We start from the raw sequence: 17,303 nt of genomic DNA on the forward strand, positions 1-17,303 counted from the left end.
GGACGCCGGGTCCCGTATTGCGCCGGTTGCAGAACCGGGCGCCAATCCGCAACCACGCGCATCCAACCGGCGGCTGGCGCGTTGGCGCGCCCAAGAGGTCGATCAATCATGGTCGGCACGAAGTGAGAGTATCAGTACATGGTCGACACAAATCGTATCGAAGGCGCAGCCAAGGACACGGTCGGCAAGCTGCAGGACGGCATGGGCGGTCTTCTGGGCGATTCCGCGACGCAGGCCAAAGGCAAGGTCAAGCAGGTCACCGGCCAGGCGCAGGGTTATTACGGCGACACGCTCGACAGCGTGCGTGACGCCACCTCGGACCAGCCGCTGATCGCGATCGCGGTCGCGACGGCGATCGGCTTCGTTCTCGGCGCGCTGATCGCCCGTCGCTGATCGCACCCGACCCATCCAACATGTGGCGCCGGTCGTTCGGGTAGCGAAGCAATCGACGCAACCGTCGAACTGCAATGACGTTTCAGAACGACCGAACCGCTCAACAACCGTAGCTAGGGTGCCCCATGCTTAAGCTTGCATTGCTTTTCCTGGTGATCTCGATCATCGCCGGCATCTTCGGCTTCACCGGTATTTCCGCCGGGACCGCCGCGATTGCCAAGACCCTGTTCTTTATTGCCATCGTGATTTTCGTCGTCCTGCTCATCATCGGCCTGATGGCCGGCAAGGCGATATTCTAGATCGGCGCATTCGCTGCGCTCGGCCCGGTATCGCAGGATACCGGGCCTTTTTTATGTCCGCACCACCGCCTTACCGGTCGATCAGGATGGCCCGGAAATCATTGACGTTGGTGCGGGTCGGACCGGTCACGAACAGCGCCCCGATCTGCTCGAATGCATTGCCGGATGAGTGTCCGGCCAGATCCTGCCCGGGGTCGATGCCCGCCTGCCGCGACCGGGTCACGGTTCCACTATCGATGAAGGCGCCGGCCCCGTCGTTGGCCCCGTCGATCCCGTCGGCATCGGCGCTCACCAGAGCGAAGTCGGTGTTGCGGCCAACCGGCCGCATGGCCCGGTCACGGTAACGGTCGTTTCGCCACCGGACAGCAGCAGGGTGATCAGCCGGGCAGCTGCCACCGGCCGCGCGAGGCGCAGGCCCTTGATGCCCGAAACATGCTTGCGAAACAGGTTCATGTCCGAGATCGGCAGTCCGCTGCCAGCAAGCTACGGTTGAACGCCTGCTCGTCGTCCAGCGTCAGGTCCCCGGCCGGTGCCGGCAGCAGCGCCGAGCTGCCGCCGGAAATCAGCGCGACTATCAATTCGTCGGCGGTCAGGCCGGACACGAAGCCGAGCAGCTGTCGCGACGCGGCCAGGCCAGCCTCGTCCGGCACCGGGTGGGCGGCCTCCAGCACCCGGATGCGGCGGTACGGCACGCCGTAGCGGGTGACCACGAGGCCTTCCGGCGGATGCGGCCATGCATCGTCGAACGCCTGCGCCATGGCGGCCGCTCCCTCGCCGGCGCCGATGACGATGGTGCGACCGCGCGGCGGATCGGGCAGCCAGGCCGGAACGATCCGCGCCGGGTCCGGAGCGGCGACGGATGTCTCGAACACCTATGTAATCAGCAGCCTGGGCTCGGCGACGCTCATGGTCCCCGTGGTCGCGTACTAGGTCTGCCGGATGCAGAGTGCCGGGCCTGCACACGGACGCACGCTTCAGGCGCTACTCGAAACGGCAGGGTTTCCCGGTCTGTGGGAGGTCCATCATCTGGACGATCATCAACGATACCGGGACGGAGCCCGGATTGCGGGCCAGGTGACCCTTGTGCCCGGCCGCGTCCGCCCTGGCGTGCTGGTCTTCGCCCACGACGATTTCGCCGGGACCGACGGTCGCCTGGCTGCCGTCCATCGCCTGCACGAACCAGGTGCCGCTGACCGGCATGATCCACTGTATCGCCGGGTTCTCGTGCCAGCCACTCACCCAGCCCGGCGGCTCGACATGGTTCAGGATGGTTTTGGCGCCGGCCTGCTGCCGATCCCGCCACTCGGGCGTCGCCGGTTTCGAGACACTTTCGAGCGCGAAACGATGCAGCTTGCAGCGCGTCAGGTGGCTGATGCCGGCGCTGTCGGTCCAGTTGTCCCAGTAGGGGATCTCAGGCGTCGCTGCAGGTGCAATGCGGGTCGTTGCCACGAGCAGCAGGCCCGTGGCGACCGCACCGATCATCCGCCGCATGGGCCGCTCACCGGCGCAGCCCGGTTTCAGGCTTCGGTCAGCCATTGCGGATTCTGGTTGGTGCCGTCGAAATGCTCGGTGGTCTTGTAGAGCTCGGTCTTTCCGGTCATCGCGATCTGCGCGCTGCGGGCCAGCAGCGCCGCACGGAACTCCGGTGTCGGCGGCGAGTAGGTGCGCACCGCCTCGAGCGCCTGGTGCAGGATATCCATGCTGTCGATGCCGGTCATCTGGCTGCTGATCGGCAGGCTCATCGGATATTGCAGCATCTGCATCGGCGGCATCACCCGCGACTGCAGGATGAACGGGTCGCCGAACGCCTTCATGCCGATGATGCCGGTGCCGCGGGCCACCGCCATCGGCACGACGGTTTTCTCGAAGCTGTCGTAATGCGCGTCCATGACGTTGAGCGGCATCTGCACGCTGTCGAAATGGAATCCGTGGCTGTCGGCTATTTCGAACATGCTCGCATGGATCGCCGGACTCTTGTGGCCGGTGAACCCGATATAGCGAAGCTTGCCCTGCTCGCGCGCCTTCAGCACCGCCTCGAGCGCGCCACCCTGCGCGAACACCCGCGCCGGATCGTCGGCCCGGATGATCTCGTGGAACTGCAGCAGGTCGAGATGGTCGGTCTGCAGCCGGGACAGCGAGGTCTCGATCTGGCCCATCGCCGCCTTGGCGGTGCGGCCGTCGATCTTGGTCATCAGGAACACGCGCTTGCGGTAACCCTGCTGCGACAGGGCACGTCCGAGCCGGACCTCGCTCTCGCCGTTATTGTAGTCCCAGCAATTGTCGCAGAAGTTGATGCCGGCATCGATGCTGGCATGCACCACCCGGATCGCCTCGTCGTTGTTCATGCCGCCGGGCTTGGCGAGATGGTATCCGCCGACACCGACCAGCGACACCGCCTCGCCGGTGCGGCCGAGGGCGCGATATTTCATGTCCGGATGCTGCGGGATCGTCGCGGTGACCGTCCCGGGCCGCGGCGTGACGCTGGGTGGTGCCGCCATCGACGCTGCATCGGCGGTCGCCGTTCCCAGTGCCGCGACAGTGCCGACGCCGGCCGCGACGGTCTTGATGAAATCACGACGATCCATGGTCGTTATCCCTTCTTCAGATCAGGCAGGCGTCCTGCCCATTACGCCGAGCACCCGCAACGCGGCGCAGGCCGCCCCATATCCATTGTCGATGTTCATCACCGTGAGACCCGGCGCGCAGGAGGCGAGCATCGCGTCCAGCCCGGCACGCCCGCCGACCGCGACCCCGTAGCCGACCGATGTCGGCACGCCGATCATCACGCCCGGCAGCAACCCGGCCACCACCGAGGGCAGGGCGGCATCCATGCCGGCCACTACGATGACCACGGCATAGGCGCGAAGTTCATCGACCCGTCGCAGCAGGCGCCACAGTCCGGCCACGCCGACATCGGTGATCTCGGCAGCAGCATGGCCGGAGAAGCGCAGCGTGCGCACCACCTCGCGGGCTACCGGCACGTCGGAGGTGCCGGCGGTGACCACGGCGATGTGCCGGCCGGGCCGCAAGGGCGCCGGCTGCCCCTGCCAGGCCGTGCGCGACACCGGGTCGTAGTCGAGCCTGCCTGCGAGGTCCTCGGGCAGGCCTGCGAACCGTGTCGCGTCGAGCCGGGTGAGGAGCAGGGGCGTCTCCGGCACCGAGCGCAGAATGGCGGCGATCTGGGCTGGCGATTTGCCCGAGCAGTAAACGGCCTCGCCGAAACCAATGCGGGCGGACCGCTCGCCGTCGAGCTGGAACTCGCTCATGGCTGTACCGGTTGTGCTGCGTCGGAGACGGGCCGAAGGAACGCACTGCCGGTCCGGTAGGCAGCGAACCTCAGCGCGCGGGGTGGTTCGCCCGCCTCCGCGACCAAGTCCGAGATCGTATGGCGCAATGTCGCCTCCAGTCCGTCCTGCACGTCCTGCAGCGAGATCGCATCGAGTTCGATGACCAGCCCGTCGCGACGGACCCGGCAGCGCACTATGCGGCCGTCGCTGCCGAGACGTGCGGCCACCGACCGCTCCACCGCATGCACCAGTGCCAGCGTCGCCGGCTCGATGAACAGCCCGGTCTCGATCCGGCTGGACAGGCAGGGCGCCGATGGCAGGTCGGCCAGGTGACCGAGGCCCACGAGCGGCGCGATTCGGCGCAGCGTCGCCTTGGAGATCGCTGCCTCGACGAACGGGTGCCGCACGCTGTGCGCGTCCGCCGCCTGCAGGCCCGGCCGGTAGTCGCTCAGGTCGTCGGTATTGGTGCCTGACAGGACCAGCGTGTCCGTCCCGCGCAGGCGCGTGGCGATCGCCCCATACAGGTTGGTCTTGCAGAAGAAACAGCGGTTCGCCGGGTTGGCGCGGTAGCTCGGATCGTCGAACTCGCCGGCGTCGAAGATCACCAGCCGCGCGTCGAGCCCCGCCGCCAGCGCGCGGGTCCGCTCGGTGGCTTCGTGCGGCACCGCCGGCGACGTGGCGTGGTGCAGCGTCAGGCGACCGCCCAGCACCGGCGCGGCGACGGCCGAGAGCGTCAGGCTGTCGATCCCGCCACTGACCGCGATGGCGACCCGTGGCGCGTCCAGCCCGGCCAGCAGTGCCTGCAGCCGTCCGAGTGCCGCAACGGGCTCCTGTGTGTCGATCAGCGAGCTCATGGCTTCGCGTCCTGGTCGTTCGCCATTGCCATCGCCTCGGCCTGCCGGCGCACGCGGGTCCGGGTGGCATGACCGGGCAGGCCGAGCAGGTGGTCGGCCTCCGCCTTGCCGGTCCTGCCGTCCGGACGATCCACCAGCTTCACGTCCACCGATGCGCCATCGATGGTCATGCGGGCAGTACGGCGCTGCAGCGCCTGGCCCTCCACCAGATGCGTCCGCAGCCCGATCGTCGTGGTTTCGCGGAAGCAGGCTGCAGTTATCTCGGGAAGCGCGTCCGGTGCCGCGAGAACCTGCACATGCACGGCCATGCGGCCCTTCTTGCCGATCGCCGCCATCTGCATGATGTCGTGCACGCCGGGAACGCTCCTGATGCGGTCCAGGCCGGCGGCAAGATCCTCGCCCGACTGGTCGTCGATTTCGAATGCGATCACGCCGAGCGTGCGATGTCCGCTGGCAATGCCCTGCTGCGCACCGGTCTCCGTCACCAGCACGCGCACGCAGTTGCTGGTGCCCGGCAGGGTTCTGGTGCCGAAGCCGATGCCGCTGCCGGCCAGGCGTCCGGCCGGCCGGTGGCCGAGCACGCCGCTATCCTTCAGGTAGCGCAGGATCGCCGCTCCGGTGGGCGTGACGCGCTCGCCGGGGATGCCGTCATCCAGCATGTCGAACCCCTCAAGCAGCAGCGCGGTCGCCGGCGCCGGTACCGGCATGATGCCGTGCGCGGTCCGGATGCGGCCGGCGCCGAGCGGCAGTGCCGAAATGCTCCAGCTTGCCGCTCCGATCGCCTCGATCAGCACGGCGGCGGCGACGATGTCGGCAATGGAGTCCGAGGCACCGACTTCGTGGAACGAGACCGCATCGGCGGCGACACCGTGGACCCGGCCCTCGGCTTCGGCCAGGACCGTAAAGATCCCGACTGCGACATCGAGGATCGCCGCATCGAGCCCGCTGGCCAGCAGTCCCGTCCGGATCTGCCGCCATGCGCGATGATCATGTGCATGTTCGTGCCCATGCTCGTGCTCGTGGACATGCTCGTGGTCGTGCCCATGCGTGTGGCCATGGTCGTGCGTATGATGCCGCTCGGCCGTGGCGGGCGCGTCGGCGGGCCGTCCGTCGGCGCCCTCGACGCGAAAGCGCAGCCCCGCGAGGACGCCGTCATTATGCGGCAGGACCCGGCACGTCACATCGACCGCCTTCGCCACGGCGATCGTGACAGCGCCTTCGTATTCGGGGAACGCCGACAGCAATGCAGCCGCGAACATGTCGCCGGCCATGCCGCCGAGCGGGTCGAGATGCAGGTGGATCATCGCCCGATGATGGGTAGGTAACCGTGTCTTGTCCACGTTCCGAACTTGCCCGCGAGCGCCTGCTCGGACAGGCTGTCTCCATGCCGGAATTCCATGACTTGCCCGCTCGTTCCGGACTGCCGCCGTCGCCGACGGCACCTGGGCAGGCGGTTCGCGCAGGCCCCCAGAAGCGTCGAATTTCCGTGCTGTTCCTCGGGTTGCTCGGGGTCAACCTGCTGGCCTGGTGCTGGGCGGTGCTGGCATTCCACGCGTCGCCGGCCCTGCTCGGCTCCGCCCTGATCGCCTGGGGATTCGGGCTGCGTCATGCCGTCGACGCCGATCACATTGCTGCCATCGACAATGTCACGCGGCGGCTGATGCAGGACGGGCAGCGCCCGATCACCGTCGGCCTGTTTTTTTCGCTCGGACATTCCACCGTCGTGGTGGTGGCGGGACTGGCGGTGGTGCTGGCGCAGGGCTGGTTCCGCAACCGGTTCGGAGTCCTCGCCGGATGGGGCGCCCCGGCCGGCGCCGCAGTGTCCGCGGCTTTCCTGCTGCTGATCGGCGGCTCCAACCTGGGCGTGCTGCTGTCGCTGTTGCGGATGCGCCGTCGCCGGCGTCGCGGCGACCCCGACCTGTCGATGGCCCTGCCGACCGCACAGGGCGGGTTGTCCCGCCTGTTCGCGCCGCTGTTCCGGCGGGTTGGCACCAGCCGTGGCATGTTCTGGCTCGGCCTGCTGTTCGGGCTCGGCTTCGACACCGCGACCGAGATCGGCGTGCTGGCGCTGGCCGCGGCCGGTGCGACGCATGGCCAGGCCGGCTGGGCGGTGATGGCGTTCCCGGCCTTGTTCACTGCCGGCATGACATTGGTCGATACCGCCAACGGCGTGATGATGCTGGGTGCATATGGATGGGCACTGGCAGAGCCGACCCGCAAACTCGGCTACAACATGGCCATCACTTCGGTCTCGGTCGTGGTGGCGTTGCTGATCGGGCTGGCGGAAGCGATCGACCTGCTCAGTATTCCCGGCGTCTCGATCCCGGCCTGGGTGAGCCTCCCGGATACACACGGGGAACTGATCGGCTACGGGCTGGTCAGCAGCTTCGCGCTGCTCTGGATTGGTTCGATGCTCGCCTCGCTCCTGGCGAGACAACGCCGGAAGCTCACCCTGCGCTGACCGCGCCCGTCGGCCTGCCCGTGATCGGATGAAATCCATGGATCGACGCAGCCTGTTTCGAACCGTCGCTGCCACCGGCCTGCCTTGCCTCGTTGTGGGCACTGCACGCGGCGCCACCGAGACGATCCGATTGGTCCAATTCGAGGGAATCGCATGCAATCCCGACTGGTTCGGCCGGGATCGTGACCCGATTCTCGCGCTCGCACCCAAGAACGGCGGCTAACCACCAAACCCAAGCCGAAGATCCCAGGAGACCATCGATGCCGGATACACACGACCTCAGCAGTGCGATGCTGCCCGTCACCCGCGTTGCCGACCCGGCCGACCTGCCGTTCGTGACCGATCCGGGCGAGCGCCGCGGCGACATGCTGTATCGCCGGTTCGGGCGCACCGACGAGATGATCTCGGCGATCGGGCTGGGCGGGTTCCATGTCGGCAAGAGCGCGCTGACCGACGATGAGGCGGTGCACCTGATCCATGAGAGCATCGATCGCGGAATCAACTTCGTCGACAATTGCTGGGACTACAACAAGGGGCGATCGGAGCTGCGCGTTGGCGTGGCGCTCGACCAGGGCGGCTACCGGGACAAGGTTTTCCTGATGTCCAAGATGGACGGCCGCACCAAGAAAGAGGCGGCCAACCAGATCGACGCCTCGCTGCAGCGCATGCGCACCGATTGCATCGACCTGATCCAGCATCACGAGATCCTCCGCTACGACGATCCGGATCGGATCTTCGCCGAGGAAGGTGCCATGGAAGCATTCGTCGAGGCGAAGCAGGCCGGGAAGCTACGCTATATCGGCTTCACCGGTCACAAGGACCCGCGCATCCACCTGCAGATGCTGGCGGTGGCTGCCGAGCGCGGGTTCCATTTCGATGCCGTGCAGATGCCGCTGAACATCATGGATGCACATTTCCGCAGCTTCGCACATCTGGTGCTGCCGTATCTGGTCGAGCACGGCATCGCGGTGCTCGGGATGAAGAGTTTCGGCGACGGCGTCCTGCTGAAAAGCAACGCGCCGATCGACCCTCTCGAATACCTGCACTACTCGCTCAACCTGCCGACCTCGGTGGTCATCACGGGGATCGAGAACCGTCGCGATCTCGACCAGGCCTTCAAGGCCGTCCGGACCTTCCAGCCGATGGACAAAGTCCGTGTTTCCGAGTTGCTGGCCCGCAGTCGCCCCTATGCCCTGGAGGGCAAGTACGAACTCTTCAAGACCAGCGCGACGTTCGACGGAACTGCAAAAAATGCTGAGTGGCTCGGTGACGATGTAGACGCCGTCAATTTGCTGGCACCCGTCATGGAATGAAGGTGAAACGTGCCTGGCTGCATGATGCAGCCAGGCACGTCGCTGTCATGCGGCCTTGGTGTCTTCGGCAGCAGAACTGAGCGCCTCACCGAGCGCCTTGATCTTGTCGGCGTTCTTGCCATCCGCCTTGCCGGCAATGGCAACCGTCTCCTTGCCGAGCTTGGCGATCAATTTCTGGATCGCCGCGCCGTCCAGTGGCTCGGCATGCAGATGCTTCTTGAGACTCTCGAGATCACGGATAATCCCCTTGGTGCCGGGGGTATCGAGCTTCTCGAGCGTGGCTTCCCAACCCTCGATATTCTTGGTTGCGGCGGCGACGGTGAAGCTCTTCACCCCGTCCTTGATATGCTTGATGGTTGCATCGAACTGCGGCATTTCGAAACCTCGTCAAGGCTGGCGCAGCGGGATCGCGACACCGAGGTCAGAAACCGTTCGCCGCCGATGAGTTTCCAGCCTTCACGAATCTTCAACGATCGAGCCAGGGTCCTCAACGCCTCAGTTCCGGTCCTTCTGGATGAAGGACGGCAGGAACGGGTTGTCCGTCTGCAGGCTGGCCTTGCTGGGCAATTCCGAAGCGTCCCAGCCGCCGCCGAGATCGTTGATCAGGTCCACGCTCGCCACCATGCGGTTCTGCTGGATGCCGAGAGCCGTCTGCGCATTGGTCAGCGCGGTCGTCTGGCTGGTGATGACGGTGGTGTAGATCGCCGTGCCGGCAGTGTATTCGTTGAATGCAACCTCCACCGCCTGGTTGGCGAGATTGACAGCATTCGCCTGGGCGTCCGCCTGTATGGCCAGGATGCGCAGGCTGGAGAGGTCGTCCTCGAGATTCTGGAACGCGTTCAGCACGGTCTGCCGGTAGTTGGCGACGCTGACATCGAAGTTGGCTCGGGCCGCACGCACGGCAGCGGTCCGCTCGCCGCCCTGGAACAGCGACTGCGCCACGGTCGCGCCAAGCGACCAGGCCTGGTTTGCCGCCCTGAACAATCCTCCGACCGGATCACCGACATACTGCCCGGCGGCGGACAGGCTGATCACCGGATAATAGGCCGCCACCGCGACGCCGATCAGCGCATTCTGTTGTTCCATGGTGCGCTCGCCCTCGGCGATGTCCGGGCGGCGCTGCAGCACCACCGAGGGGATCGTGACCGGGATCGCGGGAATGCGGTCGGTGAGGGCGCCCGGCGCGAGGGACAGGTCGGCGGGCGGATGGCCGGTCAGCACCGCGATCGCATGCTCGTACTGGGCGCGCTGGATCCCGACGGAAACGGATTGCGCTTGTGTCGTCGCGAGCTGGGTCTCTGCCTGCAGCAGGTCGGACGGCGCGGAGACGCCGGCATTGGTGCTGTTGCGGGTGATCTGCGCTGCCTGCTGGTAATAGGCGACAAACCGGTCGAGCAGTGCCTGCAGGCTATCCTGGTAGCGCAGGTTGAAGTAGTCGATCGCCAGCGTCGTCTGGATCGACAGGCGCGCTGCCGCCAGCGTCGCGGCACTCACCTGCGCCGCGGACGCCTGAGCCTGGACCTGGCGGCGGATCTGCCCCCAAACGTCGAGCTGCCAATCCACCGTGCCCTGCACGCCGACGGTCGAGTTGGTGATGTTGGCGGTGCCCGTACGCGTGGCGGTCGGCGTTACGCCGATGGTCGGGAACAGGCCTGCGCGCGCCTCGTCGACCAGGGCGCGGGCATTCCGGTAGGAGGCCTCGCTGGCCTTGAGCGTCTGGTTCGAGATGTCGATCTGGCTCTCGAGCCCGTTCAGGACGGGATCGTTGTAGAGCGTCCACCAGGCGCCCTTCGGTAGTTCGGCGTAGTGCGGATCGGCGAACGCCCAGCCGGGTGGCGGTGGCGTCATTTCCTTGAAACGGGCAGCCATGACCGCGTTGGGCCGATGGTAGTCCGGACCGACCATGCAGCCGCCGAGGGCCGTGGTGGCGAACAGGCTGGAGGCGATCAGCATCGCCGCGCGGCGGGTCGTCGAGACGGGCTTCATCCGGCGGTGGCGTCCTGTTGTGTGGTGGGGCCGGGGCGGGGCGGGTGACGCCCGCCCCCCAGCCAGCTTCGGTTGGACCAGCGCCTGGCCGACCAGTGCCGCATGCGGTCGAGATACAGATAGACCACCGGCGTGGTGTAGAGGGTGAGCGCCTGGCTGACGATCAGCCCGCCCACCACCGACAGTCCGAGCGGCCGGCGCAGCTCGTTGCCGTAACCATGTCCCAGCACCAGCGGCAGCGCGCCCAGGGCGGCGGCAAAGCTGGTCATCATGATCGGCCGGAACCGAAGCAGGCAGGCCTGGTAGATCGCGTCGTAGGGCGTGGCGCCGTGCTCGCGCTCCTGGCTCAGCGCGAAATCGATCAGCAGGATGGCGTTCTTCTTCACGATGCCGATCAGCAGGATCACCCCGATCATCGCGATCAGCGAGAACTCCTCGCCGAACAGCTGCAGCGCCAGGATCGCGCCGACGCCCGCCGACGGCAGCGTCGACAGGATGGTCAACGGATGGATGTAGCTCTCGTAGAGGATGCCCAGCGTCGCATACACCGCGAGCAGGGCTGCCAGCACCACCAGCGGATAGGAGCTCGTGGTCTGCTGCAGTTGCTGGGCGTTGCCGGCAAAAGCGCCGTGGATTTCGGCCGGCACGTGCAGCTGCAGCATGGTCTCGCCGATGGCGGTCTCGGCCGCGCTGAGCGAGCCGCCGACCGGGGTGTTGAACGAGATGGTGGCCGCGACGAAGCCGCCATCGTGCGAGACTTCGAGCGGGGTGACGGTCGGACCGATCGTGGTGACTGCCGATAGCGGCACCATCGTCTCCCTCGCGGACGACACCGCCGATCCGTTGGAGGCGCCCTTGCCGCCGGCGAGGCTGTTGCTGTTGGCGTTCTGCTGCGACTGCTGCGCTGTCGAGAGCGTCGTGGTGCTGCTGGTGCCGCTCGTGGTGCCGCTGGTGGCGGACGCGATGCCGGTGCCGGTCTGCACGGTGGCGCTGGTGTTGGAGATCGACTGGCCACCGCTGCCGCCGCCGTTGGTGGTGCCGCCGGACGCGTTGCTGCTGGCGTTGCTCACACGGATCAGGTTGCTGCTGGCACTGCCGGTCGCGGTTCCGCTGGCGGCACTCACCCAGATCTGCTTCAGGATCGAGGGGTCCTGCCAGAAGCGCGGCGCCACCTCCATCACGACATGGTACTGGTTGAGCGTATTGTAGATGACCGAGGCCGAGCGCTGGCCGAACGCGTCGTTCAGCGTGTTGCTGATCAGCTGCGGTGTGAGCTTGAGGCGGGCGGCACTGTCGCGATCGATCGCCACCTGGATTGCCTGGCCACCCTGGGAGACGTCGGAATCGACGTCGGCAAGCTCGGTCCGCTTCTTGAGGGCAGCCTCGATCTTCTGGGCCCACGAGTAGAGCAGCTCGGAATCGTCTGATGTGAGCGTGTACTGGTAGTTCGAGCTGCTGGACCTGGCACCGGCGCGCACGTCGCCGGCCGAGAAGGCGAAGAAGCGGGCGCCAACCATGTTCTTGAGGCTGGCACTCAGCCGCCCGATGGTCTGCTCGACGCTGTCGCTGCGCTGCGAGATGTCCTTGAGCTGGATGTACACCTGCGCCTGGTTGGTGCCGCGGCCGCCGGTAAAGCCGGCCACGGTCAGCACGTCCGGGTCGGCCAGTACGGCGTTCTGCACCTCGATCAGCTTCTGCTGCATGTTCTGGAACGAGATGCTCTGCTCGCCCTCGACGCGTCCGATCAGCAGGCCGTTATCCTCGGTCGGGAAGAAGCTCTTCGGCATGCGCTGCACCAGCAGGATCGTCAGCACGATGGTCAGCGGCAGGGTCAGCACCACCAGCCGGCGATGCCGCAAGGCCCAGTTCAGGCTCTTCTCGTAGCCATGCAGCATGCCGTCGAGCCCGCGCTCGATCAGTGCCGAGAAGCGGGCAATGGCACGGCGCACCGGCCCCGCCTGCGATCGTGCCCGCCGTGTATCCTCGGCGGCCTGCTCCGGGCTCACGCGCGGCTGCACCACGAGCAGCAGCGAGCACATCATCGGGGTGATGGTGAGCGCCAGCACCAGCGAGACGCTGATCGTCACGATCAGCGTCATCGCGAACTCGTAGAAGAACTTGCCCGCGATCCCGGGCAGCAGCAGGATCGGCATGAAGACCGCGATCAGCGACACCGTGATCGAAATCACCGTGAAGCTGACCTCGGCGGTGCCCTGCAGCGCCGCCTGCAGCCGCGGCATGCCGTCTTCCATGTGGCGGGCGATGTTCTCCAGCACCACGATCGCGTCGTCCACTACGAAGCCGGTCGCGATGGTCAGGGCCATCAGCGACAGGTTGTCGAGCGCGAAGCCGAGCATGTACATCGCGCTGAACGTCGAGATGATCGAGACCGGCACGGCGACCGCCGGGATCAGCGTCGAGCGGAAGGTGCGCAGGAACACCAGCACGACCAGCACGACCAGCACGATGGCGATCAGCAGCGTGGTCTGGGTATCGCTGACCGAGGCGCGGATGGTGGTGGAGCGGTCCATGCCGATATGCAGCGACACGTCGGCGGGCAGCGCGGTCTGTAGTGTCGGCAGCAGCGCCTTGATGCCGTCGATGGTCTTGATGATGTTGGCGTTGGCCTGCGGATAGACGATGCAGATGACCGAGGGCTCGCCGTTGTAGTAGCCGGCGTTGCGAAGATCCTCGACGCTGTCGTTGATCTCGGCGATATCGGTGAGCCGGATCGGCGCGCCGTTGCGATAACCGACCACCAGGTCGCGATAATCCGCCGCCTTGCGGGCCTGGTCGTTGGTGTCGAGCTGGTAGCGGCGGGGGCCGACATCGATGAAGCCCTTCGGCGTGTTGGCGTTGGCCGACGAGAGGGCGGCGCGTACGTCCTCGAAGCCGATCCCCTGCTGGAACATCGGCAGCGGGTTCATCTCGACCCGGACCGCCGGCAGCGAACTGCCGCCGGGTTGGAAATTACCGACGCCCTGTACCTTCGAGAGCTGCTGCTGCAGGACGTTGGTGGCGAGGTCGAAGAGTTCCGGCATCGTCTTCGTCTTGGACGTGAGCGCCAGGATCATGATCGGCTGCCCGGCCGGGTTGAACTTGTGATAGACCGGATTGCTGCGCAGGCTGGTGGGCAGGTCGGCGCGGGCCGACTGGATCGCCGCCTCGACGGCATGGGCTGCCGTGTTGACGTCGGTCGAGAGGTCGAACTGGATCACGATGCGGGTCGAGTTCTGAACGCTTTCCGAGGTCATCTCGGTGACGCCGGCGATGGTGCCGAGATGCCGTTCGAGCGGCGTCGCCACCGTCTCGGCGACTTCTTCCGGCGAGCCGCCGGGCTGGGTCGCCTGCACCTGGATCACCGGGAAGGCGACGTTGGGCAGTGGTGCGACCGGCAGCTTGGTGTAGGCGAACGCCCCGCTCAGAGTCAGGGCGACGGTCAGCAGCGTGGTCGCCACCGGTCGCAGGATGAAGGGCCGGGAGATGTTCATCGCGTGGTGGACGGACCGGGCGTCGGCTCGGCCCGACCGGCGTTGCGCCGTCTCATCCAGGCCCGGGTCCGCCGGCTCAGCCCGTCCATGAACAGGTAGATCACCGGGGTGGTGAACAGGGTCAGCAACTGGCTGACCATCAGCCCGCCGACGATGGCGATGCCGAGCGGACGCCTGAGCTCCGAGCCGGTACCGGTGCCCATCATCAGCGGCAGGGCGGCGAACGCGGCTGCCAGCGTGGTCATCAGGATCGGCCGGAAGCGGAGCAGGGCGGCACGCCTGATCGCGTCGAACGGGGTCATGCCGTCCTCGCGTTCAGCCTCGAGCGCGAAGTCGATCATCATGATCGCGTTCTTCTTCACGATGCCGATCAGCAGTACGATGCCGATGATGCCCATCACGTCCAGGTCGGCGCCGGCGATCATCAGGGCGGCCAGCGCGCCGATGCCGGCGGACGGCAGCGTCGACAGGATGGTGACCGGGTGGATGAAGCTCTCGTAGAGCACGCCCAGCACGATATAGACCGCGGCCAGTGCGGCCAGCACCAGGAAGAATTCGTTGCCGAGGCTGCTCTGGAACGCGGCCGCGGTGCCCTGGAACGAGGTCTGGAAGCTCGACGGCAGCCCGATCGATTTTTCGGCGGTGTCGATCGCGTTCACCGCAGGTCCGAGCGAGGCGCCGTCCCTCAGGTTGAACGAGATCGTCGTGGCCGGAAACTGGCCCAGATGCGAGATCAGCAATGGCGCGGTGCCGATATGAACCGATGCCACCGCGCTCAGCGGCACCAGCCCGCCGGTCGGCTGCCGCGCCGCGCCGGTGGTCGTGGTGCTGGTGCTCGAGGCACTGCCCGGCAGGTAGATCTGGTTCAGGCTGGACAGGTCGCGCTGGAGCGCCTTGTCAACTTCCAGGATCACCCGGTACTGGTTCGACTGGGTGTAGATCGTGCTGATCTGGCGCTGGCCGAAGCTGTCGTAGAGCGCGTTGTCGACGGTCTGCGGCGTGATGCTGAAGCGCGCCGCGGTGGCGCGGTCGAGCGTCACGTTGGCGACCAAGCCGCTCGCCTGCAGGTCGGACGTGACATCCTCGAGCTGCGGCAGCGCCTGCAGGGCGGCCACCACCTTGGGCACCCAGACGTTGAAATCGTCGTAGTTCGGGGTTTCCAGCACGAACTGGTACTGCGTCGCCGACACCGCGGTATCGAGCGAGAGATCCTGCACCGGCTGCATGTACAGCCGCACCCCGGCCACGTTCGCCACCTCGGTCTGCAGGCGCCGTATGACGCCCGATGCGGTCAGGTTGCGGTCGTCGTGCGGCCTCAGGTTGATCAGGAACCGGCCCTGGTTGAGGGTCATGTTGGTCCCGTCGACGCCGATGAACGAGGACAGGCTGATCACGTCCTCGTCGGCCAGGATCACCCGGGCCAGCGCCTGCTGGTGCGTCGACATCGCGGCCAGCGACGTATCCTGGGACGCCACCGAAACGCCCTGGATGACGCCGGTATCCTGGATCGGGAAGAACCCCTTGGGGATGATGACCGCGAGCACGACCGTGGCCGCGATGGTCAGCACCGCCACGAACAGGGTCAGCGGCTGGTGGCGCAGCACCACGTCGAGCATGCGGCCGTAGCCGGCAATGGTCCGGTCGATCAGGCTTTCGGTCCATCGCGAGAATCGGGTGCCGGACTGGATCTTCGCGCCGTCCGGATGATGCGGCTGCTCGCGCAGCATCCGCGCGCACAGCATCGGCACCAGGGTGAGCGACACGAGTGCCGACAGCACGATGGTGACGGCAAGCGTGATGGCGAACTCGTGGAACAGCCGGCCGACCACATCGCCCATGAACAGCAGCGGGATCAGCACGGCGATCAGCGAGACCGTCAGCGAGACGATGGTGAAACCGATCTGCCCGGCGCCCTTGAGCGCCGCCTGCATCCGGGTCTCGCCCATCTCGATATAGCGGGCGATGTTCTCGATCATGACGATGGCGTCGTCGACCACGAAGCCGGTCGCGATGGTCAGCGACATCAGCGACAAATTGTCGAGCGAGAAACCCAGCAGGTACATGATCGCCATGGTGCCGATCAGCGACAGCGGCACCGACAGGCTCGGGATGATGGTCGCCGGGATGTTGCGCAGGAACAGGAAGATCACCAGCACGACCAGGCCGACCGACAGCAGCAGCTCGAACTCGACGTCGCTGACCGAGGCGCGGATGGTCGTGGTCCGGTCGGTCAGCGGCGTGATGGTGATGCCGGCCGGGATCGAGCTGCGCAGCTGCGGCAGGATCCGGTCGATGGCGTTCACCACCGCGATGACGTTGGCGCCGGGCTGGCGCTGCACGTTCAGGATGATCGCCGGCGTGGTGTTCGCCCATGCCGCGAGCTGGGTGTTTTCCGGGCCGCTGACCACGGTGGCGACGTCGCGCACCCGGATCGGCGCGCCGTTGCTGTAGGCGATCACCTGATCGGCGAGAATGTCGGGCGCACTGATCTGTCCGTTCACCTGCAGGGTGGAGGAGTGCAGCGGGCCGTCGAAGGTGCCGGTCGGCGAGTTGACGTTGACCGTGGTGATGATGGTGCGCAGGTCGTCGAGGCTCAGGCCGTAGGAGCTCAGCGCGCGGCTGTTCACCTTGACCCGGATCGCCTTGCGATTGCCGCCGGTCAGCGTCACCAGCCCGACGCCGCTGATCTGGCTGATCTTCTGCGCCAGCCGCGTGTCGACATAATCCTCGACATCGACCAGCGTCATCGTCTTCGAGGTGATGCCGAGCGTCAGGATCGGGGTGTCGGCCGGATTGACCTTGGCGTAGATCGGCGGCGCGGGCAGGTCGGTCGGCAGCAGCGAGTTCGCGGCATTGATCGCCGCCTGCACTTCCTGCTCGGCGACGTCGATGTTGATGGACAGCCCGAAGCGCAGCGTGATCACCGATGCGCCGGCCGAGCTCTTGCTCTGCATCTGGTCGAGGCCGGGCATCTGGCCGAGCTGGTATTCGAGCGGCGCCGTCACGTAGGTGGTCATCACCTGCGGCCCGGCGCCCGGATAGAAGGTCTGCACCTGGATAGTCGGATATTCGACCTGGGGCAGGGCGGCGATCGGAAGGAACTTGTACCCGAGCAGCCCGACCATCAGGATCGCGAGCATCAGCAGGGTGGTCGCGACCGGCCTGACGATGAAGAGGCGGGAGAGGTTCACGGGCGGCTGGTCCGGTCGGTGTTCAGGC

General features: G+C 66.6%; 15 protein-coding genes and 1 pseudogene. 5 read left to right on the forward strand and 11 right to left on the reverse strand.

The window, feature by feature from the left end; genetic code table 11:
* The first annotated feature begins 138 nt into the window (after positions 1 to 138).
* Both HN018_RS05350 and HN018_RS05355 read left to right on the forward strand, forming a co-directional pair.
* A complete protein-coding gene (locus HN018_RS05350) occupies positions 139 to 393 on the forward strand; it encodes a CsbD family protein (RefSeq protein WP_171834542.1) in 255 nt (84 codons plus the stop codon).
* Positions 394 to 518: 125 nt separating this feature from the next.
* Positions 519 to 692 carry a DUF1328 domain-containing protein gene (locus tag HN018_RS05355; RefSeq protein WP_171834543.1) on the forward strand — a complete coding sequence of 58 codons (174 nt, stop codon included), beginning with the start codon at positions 519 to 521 and terminating at the stop codon, positions 690 to 692.
* A gap of 70 nt (positions 693 to 762) precedes the next feature.
* On the opposite strand, the gene HN018_RS29710 is transcribed toward HN018_RS05355, so the two are convergent.
* The 7 genes and pseudogenes from HN018_RS29710 to larC all read right to left on the reverse strand — a co-directional run bounded on the left by HN018_RS29710 (position 763) and on the right by larC (position 6,137).
* Positions 763 to 984 carry an MOFRL family protein gene (locus tag HN018_RS29710; protein WP_456307006.1) on the reverse strand — a complete coding sequence of 74 codons (222 nt, stop codon included), beginning with the start codon at positions 982 to 984 and terminating at the stop codon, positions 763 to 765.
* Positions 981 to 1,564 (reverse strand): annotated as a pseudogene (locus tag HN018_RS05360) (DUF4147 domain-containing protein). The gene HN018_RS29710 and the pseudogene HN018_RS05360 overlap by 4 nt, the downstream one beginning before the upstream one ends.
* A gap of 109 nt (positions 1,565 to 1,673) precedes the next feature.
* The gene (locus HN018_RS05365; protein ID WP_171834544.1) at positions 1,674 to 2,183 is read right to left on the reverse strand and encodes a cupin domain-containing protein; all 510 of its coding nucleotides are present in this window, start codon (positions 2,181 to 2,183) and stop codon (positions 1,674 to 1,676) included.
* 26 nt (positions 2,184 to 2,209) lie between these two features.
* A complete protein-coding gene (locus HN018_RS05370; protein WP_171834545.1) occupies positions 2,210 to 3,277 on the reverse strand; it encodes an aldo/keto reductase in 1,068 nt (355 codons plus the stop codon).
* A 21-nt stretch (positions 3,278 to 3,298) separates the two neighbouring features.
* A complete protein-coding gene (larB, locus tag HN018_RS05375; protein WP_171834546.1) occupies positions 3,299 to 3,958 on the reverse strand; it encodes a nickel pincer cofactor biosynthesis protein LarB in 660 nt (219 codons plus the stop codon).
* Positions 3,955 to 4,833, reverse strand: coding sequence for an adenine nucleotide alpha-hydrolase family protein (locus HN018_RS05380; protein WP_204259678.1), 879 nt, complete (start codon positions 4,831 to 4,833; stop codon positions 3,955 to 3,957). The genes larB and HN018_RS05380 overlap by 4 nt, the downstream gene beginning before the upstream one ends.
* Positions 4,830 to 6,137, reverse strand: coding sequence for a nickel pincer cofactor biosynthesis protein LarC (larC, locus tag HN018_RS05385; RefSeq protein WP_204259679.1), 1,308 nt, complete (start codon positions 6,135 to 6,137; stop codon positions 4,830 to 4,832). Before larC ends, HN018_RS05380 begins: the two co-directional genes overlap by 4 nt.
* A gap of 23 nt (positions 6,138 to 6,160) precedes the next feature.
* Between larC and HN018_RS05390 the strand changes: the two genes are divergently transcribed.
* From HN018_RS05390 to HN018_RS05400, 3 genes are read left to right on the forward strand one after another with little or no spacing between them, the layout of a single operon-like run.
* Complete coding sequence (locus HN018_RS05390; protein WP_239479030.1) at positions 6,161 to 7,294, forward strand: HoxN/HupN/NixA family nickel/cobalt transporter; 1,134 nt, start codon at positions 6,161 to 6,163, stop codon at positions 7,292 to 7,294.
* A gap of 37 nt (positions 7,295 to 7,331) precedes the next feature.
* The gene (locus HN018_RS05395; protein ID WP_171834547.1) at positions 7,332 to 7,517 is read left to right on the forward strand and encodes a hypothetical protein; all 186 of its coding nucleotides are present in this window, start codon (positions 7,332 to 7,334) and stop codon (positions 7,515 to 7,517) included.
* 37 nt (positions 7,518 to 7,554) lie between these two features.
* Complete coding sequence (locus HN018_RS05400; RefSeq protein ID WP_171834548.1) at positions 7,555 to 8,607, forward strand: aldo/keto reductase; 1,053 nt, start codon at positions 7,555 to 7,557, stop codon at positions 8,605 to 8,607.
* 45 nt (positions 8,608 to 8,652) lie between these two features.
* On the opposite strand, the gene HN018_RS05405 is transcribed toward HN018_RS05400, so the two are convergent.
* The 4 genes from HN018_RS05405 to HN018_RS05420 all read right to left on the reverse strand — a co-directional run bounded on the left by HN018_RS05405 (position 8,653) and on the right by HN018_RS05420 (position 17,275).
* The gene (locus tag HN018_RS05405) at positions 8,653 to 8,982 is read right to left on the reverse strand and encodes a hypothetical protein (protein ID WP_171834549.1); all 330 of its coding nucleotides are present in this window, start codon (positions 8,980 to 8,982) and stop codon (positions 8,653 to 8,655) included.
* Between the two features lie 120 nt (positions 8,983 to 9,102).
* Entirely contained in the window at positions 9,103 to 10,593 is a 1,491-nt protein-coding gene (locus HN018_RS05410) for an efflux transporter outer membrane subunit (RefSeq protein WP_171834550.1), read from the reverse strand.
* Complete coding sequence (locus HN018_RS05415; protein WP_171834551.1) at positions 10,590 to 14,084, reverse strand: efflux RND transporter permease subunit; 3,495 nt, start codon at positions 14,082 to 14,084, stop codon at positions 10,590 to 10,592. Before HN018_RS05415 ends, HN018_RS05410 begins: the two co-directional genes overlap by 4 nt.
* The gene (locus tag HN018_RS05420) at positions 14,081 to 17,275 is read right to left on the reverse strand and encodes an efflux RND transporter permease subunit (RefSeq protein WP_171834552.1); all 3,195 of its coding nucleotides are present in this window, start codon (positions 17,273 to 17,275) and stop codon (positions 14,081 to 14,083) included. The genes HN018_RS05415 and HN018_RS05420 overlap by 4 nt, the downstream gene beginning before the upstream one ends.
* Between the last annotated feature and the right edge of the window lie 28 nt (positions 17,276 to 17,303).

The organism is Lichenicola cladoniae (assembly GCF_013201075.1).
In the GTDB taxonomy this organism is placed as follows: domain Bacteria; phylum Pseudomonadota; class Alphaproteobacteria; order Acetobacterales; family Acetobacteraceae; genus Lichenicola; species Lichenicola cladoniae.

Excerpts from the sequence above, each read along its gene's own strand:
- HN018_RS05370 (WP_171834545.1), bottom strand. The coding sequence starts at position 3,277 with ATGGATCGTCGTGATTTCATCAAGACCGTCGCGGCCGGCGTCGGCACT.
- HN018_RS05405 (WP_171834549.1), bottom strand. The coding sequence starts at position 8,982 with ATGCCGCAGTTCGATGCAACCATCAAGCATATCAAGGACGGGGTGAAG.
- larB (WP_171834546.1), bottom strand. The coding sequence starts at position 3,958 with ATGAGCGAGTTCCAGCTCGACGGCGAGCGGTCCGCCCGCATTGGTTTC.
- HN018_RS05415 (WP_171834551.1), bottom strand. The coding sequence starts at position 14,084 with ATGAACATCTCCCGGCCCTTCATCCTGCGACCGGTGGCGACCACGCTG.
- HN018_RS05400 (WP_171834548.1), top strand. The coding sequence starts at position 7,555 with ATGCCGGATACACACGACCTCAGCAGTGCGATGCTGCCCGTCACCCGC.
- HN018_RS05380 (WP_204259678.1), bottom strand. The coding sequence starts at position 4,833 with ATGAGCTCGCTGATCGACACACAGGAGCCCGTTGCGGCACTCGGACGG.
- HN018_RS05365 (WP_171834544.1), bottom strand. The coding sequence starts at position 2,183 with ATGCGGCGGATGATCGGTGCGGTCGCCACGGGCCTGCTGCTCGTGGCA.
- HN018_RS05395 (WP_171834547.1), top strand. The coding sequence starts at position 7,332 with ATGGATCGACGCAGCCTGTTTCGAACCGTCGCTGCCACCGGCCTGCCT.
- HN018_RS05355 (WP_171834543.1), top strand. The coding sequence starts at position 519 with ATGCTTAAGCTTGCATTGCTTTTCCTGGTGATCTCGATCATCGCCGGC.
- larC (WP_204259679.1), bottom strand. The coding sequence starts at position 6,137 with ATGATCCACCTGCATCTCGACCCGCTCGGCGGCATGGCCGGCGACATG.
- HN018_RS05410 (WP_171834550.1), bottom strand. The coding sequence starts at position 10,593 with ATGAAGCCCGTCTCGACGACCCGCCGCGCGGCGATGCTGATCGCCTCC.
- HN018_RS05350 (WP_171834542.1), top strand. The coding sequence starts at position 139 with ATGGTCGACACAAATCGTATCGAAGGCGCAGCCAAGGACACGGTCGGC.